Here is a 10,195-nt window from a genome sequence, read left to right as displayed (position 1 = left end):
TTGTCTGTGCTTGTGACCCACTCACAAAAGCGTTCCCAGACATTGGCGCTTTCGCGCTGCTGTAAGGTTGTTGTCATTTGTTTATGATTGCTTTATTTGGTTTTCAATGTTCGTGACGGCTTTATGTTCCGCCATGTAAATAAACATAAAGCTTTTATTTCAGTTTGTAAAGGCCTTCTAAGCACAGTTTTTCTTATATGTGCCATAAATTATGCTTTTTAAAAGCCAGAAGGCTTGCTGTATAGGGAGTTTAAAAGCTGAATGCGGACTTGTTGGACGATCGCCCACAAATGAAGAATACTCATAATCTACCTGGGCAACGAGATTCCGGGCTTGCGTCAGTGTTAAGATAGATGAAGGGTTGCGATCGCCAACCGCAAAACTCGCACTGCACAGATATATGTTGTTGCGTAAGTCCGATCGATAAAAGTCCCAAGGAATGTCCCGCACCGTCACCTACAGCCCTGCTTATACTCTGGTTCCCACTTACGAGTGTTTTAACCGCTGCACCTATTGCAATTTTCGGGCAGAACCCCTGCAAAGTCCTTGGCTGACACTCGCAGAAGCCGAAAAACAGCTTTTGCTGCTGCAAACTCAAGGTGTAATTGAAATTCTCATCCTCAGCGGCGAGGTACATCCTCACAGTCAACGGCGAAAAGCTTGGTTGCAGCGGATTTACGATTTGTGCGAACTGGCACTTGCTCTGGGGTTTTTGCCGCATACTAATGTGGGGCCGCTCAGCTTTGAGGAGATGGCACAGTTAAAAGAGGTGAATGTATCGATGGGGCTGATGCTAGAACAGCTTGCGCCACATTTGTTACAAACTGTTCACCGACACGCACCGAGTAAAGTTCCGGCGCTGCGGCTGCAACAGTTAGAATGGGCTGGGGAATTGAAGATTCCGTTTACAACTGGTTTGCTGCTGGGAATTGGGGAAAGTGAGGCCGATTGGATTGAGACATTAGAGGCGATCGCCCGCATTCATTCGCGTTACAATCACATTCAAGAAGTTATCCTCCAGCCACACAGTCCGGGAAATCAGCAAAGTTGGGACGGTGAAGTTTTTGATGCTACAAAAATGCCCGAAGTAATTGCGATCGCCCGCAGCATTTTACCATCTGAAATCAGGCTGCAAATTCCCCCAAATTTAGTTGCACAGCCAGAGATATTGCTGGCTTGTTTAGAAGCAGGTGCTAGAGATTTAGGAGGAATTGGGCCGCGGGATGAAGTTAATCCCGATTATCCTCACCTGCAACACCAAACTTTAACAGAAATTTTAGCAGCATCGGGATGGCAACTCGTAAAGCGTTTGCCTGTTTATCCTCAGTACGATAAGTGGCTGCAGCAGACATTGCAAAGTGCTGTCAAACAATGGAGAGTCAATCGATTTTAGATTTTAGATTTTAGATTTTAGATTGAAGAATTGAGCCTACTGATAAATCCGGGGGCTTGTGACCAAATTGCTTGATATTCAGTCATTAATTATGGGTAATGGGTAATTGGTAGCAACATTCTTTAAATTGCTGCTATAGAGATTTTAAATCAAAGAACCGCCACCATCAATCCAGACTTCAGTGCCTGTGATAAAGCTGGACGCATCTGATACCAGAAATAAAACTAATTGGGCGATTTGTTCGCTAGAACCGGGGGTATTATCCGTCAAAGGAATCAGGTCTTGAAGGGAATCAGGCTCGAGTGGAATGTCATCAAGATGGCGCTTAACCGTGCTTTCCTCAATGGAAGTCTCCACCGCGCCCGGACATATAACATTGACTCTGATTTGGCTGGGAGCAAGTTCTAGCGCCAGCATTTTCGCTAAAGCTACTTGGGCCGCTTTGCTGGAAGCGTAAGCTGTGGCCCCAACTTTCTTGAAACTTCTGGTGCCATTAATCGACGATGTAATGACGATGGAACCTCCTTGTTTTTTCAGATAAGGAACAGCATACTTAACAGTCAAAAATGTTCCTCTGAGGTTGGTATTAATTGTCTTGTCCCACTCTTCAGGTTCTATCTCTTCTATCGGCGACCATACACCGTTAATACCTGCATTTGCCAACACAATATCAATTCTTTGATATTCATCAAAAATGGTTTGAAATGCCTGTTGCATTTGCATATAATCGGCCACATCTGCTGCAATAGCTAGCCCGCAGCCTCCTTCATCGACCAACTGGCGGACGGTTTCTTGCCCGGTTTCTAAAGTGCGATTGATAACAGCAACTTTTGCGCCTTCCTTAGCCATTAAAATTGCTGCTGCACGACCAATTCCCGACCCTCCGCCAGTAATAACGGCAACTTTTTGTGAAAGTTTCATAATTATTTTTTATGTAAAGTCACATTATAATACACGATCGCACATCCTAAAAATAGGACTAAAGAGAGAGCTTTAGTCCTAACTATAGATAGATTTTAGTTATCAAAAAGATGACAGCAAAAAGTAAAAACATATCTTCCTTTTTACTTTTTGCTGTTAACACAGTCCTTACGGCTGCGGAACCCAGACAGAGACTGAACCGGCGTTACACCTAAAATCAGCCCAACCATCCTCATTCGTAGTGATGGGTTCTTGGATGTGTTCGGTGATGTCAATATAAGTTCGATTCGGCTGTCCGACTTCCATAAACTTAGTGCCATCGCCTCCGTTACTGAGTACCACAGCCATGCCGCCTGGATGTTCTTCATTTCCAAGTCGCGTCCAGCCAATAGTGTTGGGGTGGTCGAAATAATCGTACTGATTGCCGTAGGAATAAGTTTGGCGCGCTAACAAGAATTTATCTACCATAAACTGATGTTGGTCTAACCAAATCTCGTATTCATTGCCATCATTTGCTTTATCCTTATAGTTAGCGCCGTAATAATCCGGGTAAAAAATGCACGGATATCCTTCGCGCCGCAGCAGGATTAAAGCGTAGGCAAGGGGTTTAAACCAAGGCTCGACAACTGATTCTAGGGATTGTAAGGGTTGGGAATCATGGTTGTCAACCAAGGTAACGGCGAGTGCGGGTTGCTGTTGGACGAGAGTGTTATCAAAAATTGTTCGCAAATCGTAGCTATTACCGGCTTTGCTAGCAGCGTGGAAGTTGTAGTGGAGGGGTGCATCAAATAAGGAGACTTTACCCTCCGTTGCTTCGATGAAGTAATGCAAAGCTTCCACTTCGTAAGACCAATATTCGCCGACGGCAAATAGGTCGCGTTGGGCATAGTGGCGGACGTGTTCCAACCATTCTTGGAAAAATTTTGCTGATACGTGTTTGACGGCATCGAAGCGAAAGCCGTCAACGTTTGTTGTATCGATATACCACTCACCCCAGTATTTTAATTCGCCCGTGACTTCTGGGTTGTCCATATCTAAATCGCAACCCATGAGGTAGTCAAAATTACCTTTTTCTAAGTCTACTCCTTGATCGAATTCTTTGCCTTTTAGCAGGTAAACGGCATGGGTTTCTGTGTTGTAAATGTTGTAATCAATGGCGTCAAAATGCCACCAATGCCACTCCATGCTGGAATATTTTTTGTCGCGGCCGGGGAAGGTAAAATGCGTCCAAGCTTTGATTTTTTGATATTCGCCTACTGGGGCATTGCGGTCTTCGGGATGGAAGGGTGTAGCTTCGACTTCTTCTTCTGCATCGGCACCTAATTTGTGGTTGAAGACAACATCGGCATAAATCCGAATTCCTGCATCTTGTGCAGCTTTAATCGCGCGCAAATACTCATCTTTTGTCCCGTATTTCGTGCGTACCGACCCTTTTTGGTCGAATTCGCCTAAATCGAATAAGTCGTAGACGCTGTAACCTACCTCCTGAGCGCCGTCTGTTCCTTTATAGGCGGGTGGCAACCAAAGGGATGTAATGCCTATTTTGGCTAAATCTTTTGCAGATTCCGCTAGCTGATTCCACAGGTTCCCGTCAGCGGGATTGTACCAGTGGAAATACTGCATCATCACGCCATTTAGTTCCGACATAAATTTAGTTTTTCCTGTTTTGTAATGTTGCTAGATATATTTTTGTTGGTTGCCGAGCCCTCTAGCTATGCCTGCAATCTACGATCTATAAATATCATAATAGATGGGGCTGCTCAAAACAATCTATCTGTTGATGTATTGACAACAGAAAGTGAATTTGATAATAATTATTTGAGGCAGACACAAAAAATTAATTTGGTCGCGATGGTGCGATAACTCGCTCAATGTTGGTGCTCCAAGTACCGTCGATCGCCAATTCAAGCAATCTAAATCCGGGCGGGATTTCGTCAAGGATAATCGGATGGCTTTTGGGTAAAAGTTGGATGCAGGTGCTGGGTGTCCCCAAGTAGGTAACTGAGCCCCGCTGTTGGTGGAATTCTTGGTGAATGTGGCCGCAGAGGACTATTTTGATTTGAGGGTATCGATCGACAATTGCGAAAAATTCATCGGCATTGTGCAGCATCATTCCATCCATGATTTCACAGTCGATCGGCAGGGGGTGATGGTGCAAGGCAATGATAACAGGTCGATCGCCGGTTTGTTGCAGTTGAGAGTCCAGCCAATGCAAGCTTTCTGGGGAAAGCCGCCCGCCGTCGCATCCCGCTTCCACACTCGAAAGTAATAGAAATTGCCAGTTTCCTAGCATCCATGATTTTTCTGGGGAAAGAGGCGACTGATTTAAGATTTCTGCCATGACTGGGATGTTGTCGTGGTTCCCAGGTATCCAGTAGGCGGGTATTCCGAGGGTGGCGATGAGGGATACGAGGCGCTGGTAGGATTCGGGTGTTTCGTCTTGCGACAAGTCGCCTGTGAGTAGGAGTAAGTCGGGCGGCGGCTGTATCTGTTGCAAGCGATCGAGAACTGCTTGGAGGGTGCGGGTTGTTGAGAGGCCTTTCCATTCTCGATCGATCTCTGCAAACAAGTGAGTGTCGGTGATTTGGGCGACGAGTAGGGGAGAAACTGGTGTCATGGCTGGTGTTGCGGGCGATCGATGTAGTTCTAGAATAGCCTCGGATGGGTTTTGGAGGTGTGGGAAAAAAGGGCGATTCCCTACGGGATAGCTGCGCTTTACGAAATTTTTGACAGGTATGTTAAAATTTTCGAGATTTGGTGTAATATAAGAAAACGTCAAATTTCAGACGTAACGGCGGCATAGCCAAGTGGTAAGGCAGAGGTCTGCAAAACCTCCACCCCCAGTTCAAATCTGGGTGCCGCCTTTTTCAGTGATGACTCGAGAAGTTTGAACCGCTTGTATTGTAAGATGTTTGAGATTGTAACGGATTGTGAACTGCGTTCAATCATACATAATTGACTGCCCAAAGTAATGCAGATTTAATGCAATGCAAAATGCGAGGCTAAATCAGGCCAGCGGGCGGATCAGTTGGTGCATAATAAAGCTCTGGCTGAGATTATCTCGATCGTGAAACGTGCTGATGAGTTCATTTATACGGCGGCGGATCGGATAGATAGATCGCATCTGTGATGGTTGGCAAGTCGTTTAACCAAGAGCAGCTAAAATGGCTTGGTTAGATCCAAGAGCATTTAGTGCAGAATCTCACTATTGAGATGGATGATTGGGAGTATGCGCCGATTTTTGAAGGAGTCGGCGGAAAGGGTAAGGGGAAAAAAGTCTTTTCAGGTGGACTAGAAGCACTGATTGATGAAATTAATGCTGTAATTGCGGCCTAGAAAAATAAACAGTTAACGATGGCAATTAAAAGAGTTAGATATTAGGAGATTATTTAATGAATAATGGGAATGATGAACGAGATAATTCTGCCTCTCCAACTGAGGAAAAAAAGTCAGTAGATAGTTTATTAATAGAGGAATTAACTAAACTAATTAAGCCAGGTAAAGAAAAAGGAAAAACAGCTTGGACAATAGGACAAATGTTATCTAAATTGAAAACCGAAAGATTAGCCCAAGTAAACAACCCAGATTCACCTGACAGTGTTAAATCTTCGGAATCTAATTTTGATGACTATTTTGAATCTTTTGTATCTGAAAATCTTGGTCTATCAAAAAAAAGAGCAGAGCAATATATGGAAATTTTCAACGGGATAACAGATTCGGATTTAATAACAAAAAAAATGGCGATTTCACACTTGGAACAAGTAATTCGTCTAAAGGATGATAACGCTATAAAAGATTTATTAAAAGACCTGGCTAAAATTGAAAATGAAAATCCCAACAGTATCTTACCATATACTGAAAACATTATAGCTTCAATTGTAAGCCAATACAAAAACTATTTACAAAAGCAATCTAATAATAAAACATCTGATTATAATTTATCGCTCTTTAGCGATGATAGCAGTGAAAGCAATAAGAATGAGGAATCCACGGAAATAGGTTTTAACTTTATAGAGGCTCTTAATACTGAGAGATCAGATTATGAAAGCCGAAGTGAACAAATAAAGAAGCAAAGGTCAGATATATGGGGACAGGATATAAAAACAAGTTACTTTCCAGAAATTGAAAATATTTATTCCAGAGAACCTATTGATGAACAAGGGTTAGTTGGATTATTTTGTACAATTTTTCCTCTAATTAAAAGCAAGAAGTTAAATATTAAATGTTTAGATTTTTTTAAATTTTTAGATGTTTCAGTAACAACGGAATTGTCTTTTTTGAAAATCAAAGGAATTAGAACACGGTTTCCCGATGCTATAATCGAATTTACTATTTTGGATCGCAAGTCAAGCAAAACAAAAACAACCGAGTTATTTATTGAATTTGAATTTGAAAGTTTTAACTATGTTCGTCATAAACACTATGAGAGTCAAGAAAAATGTCATTTAATTGTTTGTTGGAAACATGAGGAATTAAGTCAATGGGAAAACTGGAAAAAATTCTCCTATAACAAAACCCAACCCTTACCATTTATACTTTCAGTAGAAAACCTTTTAGAAACTGGAGAAATTAATTTAATTAACTTAAATAAGTCCTAATTAGTTCCCTAAGACCCCAACGATAAGCCAGCACCGGTATGATTAGAACAGATTCGCGCCGAAAGGGAAAACAGAGCAGACGTTGCCAAAAATCATAGATGTCTATTAACTACGATCGCAAATCGTCGATCAGTTTTTCTATAGCCATACTTTTTGTGGTTTCATCCGGTAGAAGATTAAACACTTTCTGTAAAAGTTCTGGAGACGCATTTTTAATAAACCAATCTTCACCCGGATTATCCCCAAGATTTAAAAAATACTTTAAACGTTCCTCTATAGCTTCCTTATCTGCTTTATCCAGTTGTCCAACTCGCTTAAGCCAATCCCCTTGCGAATCTTTAAAACAGTTAGCATCAACAGTACATATCTGATGCACTAGAGCGAAGGAATTATAAGAAAGACCATTTGTGCTTGTAGAATTAATCGGATATACAGTTGGCAAACCTTTATAGGTTTCTTGTGAAGTCAACGGAATCAGCGTCAAAGTTTGGATGTATGTAGATTCATCTTGAAATTTGTCACTTGTCCAAACGATATAAGGATGCTCTCCCCGAAAAACCCGACTCGAATTAATTACCTGAGTGCAAGAAATTGTCTTGCACTCAATCTCCCCTGGTTGATTTATGTCATAAATATGATGATGACCGAGTTTGCAACGAAGAGATACTCTATAGGGATTGATAAAATAAATCCAACCTTGACGCGGTTTTTGTCCAGCCACTCGCTCACCCCAATTCACTCATTAACTTTTCTCTTTCTTTGTACAGATTAAGTCTCACCTGTTCCTCTGGTTCGTGGCTATATTTAACCTCAAGCATGGGAGCAGTGCTATAGACATATTCTAGTAACTGATTCAGTTTATCCTCTCCTGCACCCGCCCATTCTCTCCTGATGTTGTCAAGCATGAGCTTCAGACCTAAAGGTAACTTTAAATCATCCACATTACCAGCTCCCTCACCAAGTCTGATGAATATACTTTCTCCCTGAGATTCTTGAACAATCTCTTTGCCATTCATTTGATTTAAAACAGCGTCTATGCTTTCATTCCAAGGCCCATAGTAATAATAACGCCAATCTAAATCAGTAAGCTGCTTGTTTGTCCATTTGACCGCATAAAGATCTGCCAAATACAAAAACTTGATTAATTGCGTTTTTGTAATATAGCCTTTTGTTGCGTAGACAAAGTATTTGATCAGGTTTTCTAGCATGGCTTTCCTTCTTTTGATTTCAAAAAGCTCCCTAATTAATCTTATAAATTGTTCGCTCAAGTTAACTTTAGTCTATTATATCATCCAAAGGACAGGTTGGCTATTAAACCATATAAAAAATAGCTAAGGCTAACAAATAGAGTGTGTGCGTCCAAGAGTGTACTCTTCAAAAGTTGAATTGCTGTCTAAGAAATATTTAGAACGATTATCGCTCGCTTTAATATTTGTTGAACAACTCCATAATAGTTAGGATTTTCTAACCCTTCTAATTCATGTTCGATATCTTCCCAATCCCCTAGCTTGCTTTTCCACTTACCATCCTCTTCTTGTCTGGCTGCGTGCTGTGGCTGGCCGTTATAGGTGTATATTGCTATTTTTTGAAACCCCGGTTCAAGGTCACGATTCTCGCAAGGTTCATATCCAATAGTTTGATAAGCTTTGATAAAAGCATCCAGCGTTAACTCTCTTAAAACACCATTCTGCCAGTACCCATCTGGGTCTACCGGGTCCCATCTGCATTCCTCTTCTCCAGCAGCAAAAGCAAAGCAATTATAATCTACTGTTTCTTCACTTGTTACTTGATATTCAGTAAGCTCTAAGTTAGGAAATCTCAATATTTTTCGGTACTCTAGCTTACCACTCATAACCGTGTTCTTTTCCCCATTGTATCCACGCTAGGGCCATTTGCTTCATGCGGCCGCGCTGTTCGGGTTTTACCGGATTGTCACCAGTAATTGCCCTCAACGCCCAAAACCAATGGTCTGGCTTTTGTTCGAGGTCACGCAAAATCAAGGGGATAACAGGCTGTCCCATGCCGATAATTCTCTGATAAGCCTGGTGCATTGATTTCTGTGTAACTAATGATAGCATCCCCGTCTCGACACGCCATTCTTCGGCGAACTTCTTAAACTCTGCTTCTAGTTCTACCTTGCTTTTAATGGGGAAGTCATCAGCAGGAATTCCTGAAGGCAACAAATATACTTTTAAAACATCTTTGGCTTTTGATGCCGATTCTAAAAAGCTATTCGGCATCAACAAGTTATTAAGCTTTTTACAAAATCGCTCTTTTTCTTCTGTTGATAAGTTAGAGAGTTCTTCAAATTCATCAACAGCCGCAATAAGCTCATCTGCTAGTTCTTCCACTGTCCAAGCATAAGTTTTCTTTAAAGCGTATATAGGAATAATACTCTCTAGTATATTGACTAAATCATCATGGTTCGTGTTTTCTACCTCTGACTCTACGTTTCTGACTAAATCATCAAGAGGCAACGCAGGGACTGTTTTTCTCAACGCAGTCAAAATAGCCTCAAACACTGAGTTGTCCAAGGCTATAATTTTTTCGAGGCCGGATTGATATTGACGATGTATTTTTAAAGAAGGCATATTAGTTTTCTTGTCTTTGCTAAAAGAAGTTGAATTGAGACTAATTGGCTTACTTATACGTTCATTGTAACACCCTTTCGATCGTAAAGATGTAGGGACACGGCAGTGCCGTGTCCCTACCCAATATCTGTACTTCTTACTCAAATCCTCACATTTTGCTGATAATTCTTTGCAGGATTTCCACGCCTGATACCGCTTGCCAGCCAAACAGCCCCAAGAGCACAATATTCAGAAAGATGTGAGTGTTTCTCGCCCAATCATTGCCTTTTTGCATCAAAGGAGTCAGCGAGGCTGCGATCGCAATTATTGCCATCATTCCCAACCCTGCTAGCAAGTGCGGGCCGACAAATAGCTTGCCGTTGTTGATGTAGGTGACGGCCATCCCGACGATCGCAACCGTAACCATCAAGGCTAACAGCAAAGAACCCATCTGGTGGTGCTTGACGTTGAATTTGCCCTTAATTAACTCTTTTTTGAGTTCGCCTTCCGCACTTCTGGTACGTCGGATTTGAATGCCGAGATACAAAGCATAAAATGAGATGGCCAGCAGTACCCACATTAAAATTGGGTGGATGAATTGGCTCCAAACTTTCACTGACTGAGGAATTTCGAGATTCATAGTGTTCTGAGGATTAGCAAACATACTTCATAAAACTTAGCATACCAGTCAGACCGTCTCGTGCGACGGTAAA

At 41.9% G+C, this 10,195-nt stretch carries 11 protein-coding genes and 1 tRNA gene; 4 read left to right on the top strand and 8 right to left on the bottom strand.

Translation table 11 applies throughout. The features are described from left to right. Positions 1-439 precede the first annotated feature (439 nt). Positions 440-1,393, top strand: coding sequence for a 7,8-didemethyl-8-hydroxy-5-deazariboflavin synthase subunit CofG (gene cofG, locus QUA47_RS23085; protein WP_333432466.1), 954 nt, complete (start codon positions 440-442; stop codon positions 1,391-1,393). A 144-nt stretch (positions 1,394-1,537) separates the two neighbouring features. On the opposite strand, the gene QUA47_RS23080 is transcribed toward cofG, so the two are convergent. The 3 genes from QUA47_RS23080 to cpdA all read right to left on the bottom strand — a co-directional run bounded on the left by QUA47_RS23080 (position 1,538) and on the right by cpdA (position 5,093). After that, complete coding sequence (locus QUA47_RS23080; protein ID WP_333432465.1) at positions 1,538-2,314, bottom strand: SDR family NAD(P)-dependent oxidoreductase; 777 nt, start codon at positions 2,312-2,314, stop codon at positions 1,538-1,540. 168 nt (positions 2,315-2,482) lie between these two features. Further along, positions 2,483-3,961, bottom strand: coding sequence for an alpha-amylase (locus QUA47_RS23075; RefSeq protein WP_333287632.1), 1,479 nt, complete (start codon positions 3,959-3,961; stop codon positions 2,483-2,485). Positions 3,962-4,151: 190 nt separating this feature from the next. Continuing rightward, positions 4,152-5,093, bottom strand: a complete 942-nt coding sequence (gene cpdA / locus QUA47_RS23070) for a 3',5'-cyclic-AMP phosphodiesterase (protein ID WP_333432464.1) — start codon at positions 5,091-5,093, stop codon at positions 4,152-4,154. A 14-nt stretch (positions 5,094-5,107) separates the two neighbouring features. Here cpdA and QUA47_RS23065 point away from each other — a divergent pair. The 3 genes from QUA47_RS23065 (at position 5,108) to QUA47_RS23055 (ending at position 6,912) form a co-directional block, all read left to right on the top strand. Continuing rightward, positions 5,108-5,178 (top strand) — tRNA-Cys (locus QUA47_RS23065). 313 nt (positions 5,179-5,491) lie between these two features. After that, the gene (locus QUA47_RS23060) at positions 5,492-5,650 is read left to right on the top strand and encodes a type I restriction-modification enzyme R subunit C-terminal domain-containing protein (protein ID WP_333432467.1); all 159 of its coding nucleotides are present in this window, start codon (positions 5,492-5,494) and stop codon (positions 5,648-5,650) included. A 56-nt stretch (positions 5,651-5,706) separates the two neighbouring features. Continuing rightward, complete coding sequence (locus QUA47_RS23055; protein ID WP_333432463.1) at positions 5,707-6,912, top strand: hypothetical protein; 1,206 nt, start codon at positions 5,707-5,709, stop codon at positions 6,910-6,912. A 109-nt stretch (positions 6,913-7,021) separates the two neighbouring features. On the opposite strand, the gene QUA47_RS23050 is transcribed toward QUA47_RS23055, so the two are convergent. The 5 genes from QUA47_RS23050 to QUA47_RS23030 all read right to left on the bottom strand — a co-directional run bounded on the left by QUA47_RS23050 (position 7,022) and on the right by QUA47_RS23030 (position 10,122). Next, positions 7,022-7,633 carry a type II toxin-antitoxin system PemK/MazF family toxin gene (locus tag QUA47_RS23050; RefSeq protein WP_333432462.1) on the bottom strand — a complete coding sequence of 204 codons (612 nt, stop codon included), beginning with the start codon at positions 7,631-7,633 and terminating at the stop codon, positions 7,022-7,024. Positions 7,634-7,637: 4 nt separating this feature from the next. Beyond that, the gene (locus tag QUA47_RS23045; RefSeq protein WP_333432461.1) at positions 7,638-8,180 is read right to left on the bottom strand and encodes a type II toxin-antitoxin system antitoxin SocA domain-containing protein; all 543 of its coding nucleotides are present in this window, start codon (positions 8,178-8,180) and stop codon (positions 7,638-7,640) included. A 125-nt stretch (positions 8,181-8,305) separates the two neighbouring features. Beyond that, positions 8,306-8,764, bottom strand: a complete 459-nt coding sequence (locus QUA47_RS23040) for a DUF7689 domain-containing protein (protein WP_333432460.1) — start codon at positions 8,762-8,764, stop codon at positions 8,306-8,308. Continuing rightward, a complete protein-coding gene (locus QUA47_RS23035) occupies positions 8,754-9,503 on the bottom strand; it encodes a hypothetical protein (protein ID WP_333432459.1) in 750 nt (249 codons plus the stop codon). The genes QUA47_RS23040 and QUA47_RS23035 overlap by 11 nt, the downstream gene beginning before the upstream one ends. Before the next feature lie 148 nt (positions 9,504-9,651). After that, entirely contained in the window at positions 9,652-10,122 is a 471-nt protein-coding gene (locus QUA47_RS23030) for a DUF4079 domain-containing protein (RefSeq protein ID WP_333432458.1), read from the bottom strand. Between the last annotated feature and the right edge of the window lie 73 nt (positions 10,123-10,195).

Origin of the sequence: Microcoleus sp. MON2_D5, from assembly GCF_036701905.1 — a bacterium.
Lineage (GTDB): Bacteria > Cyanobacteriota > Cyanobacteriia > Cyanobacteriales > Microcoleaceae > Microcoleus.
The sequence above is the reverse complement of the archived record's forward strand: the minus strand, read 5'-3'. Positions and strand labels throughout refer to the sequence as shown.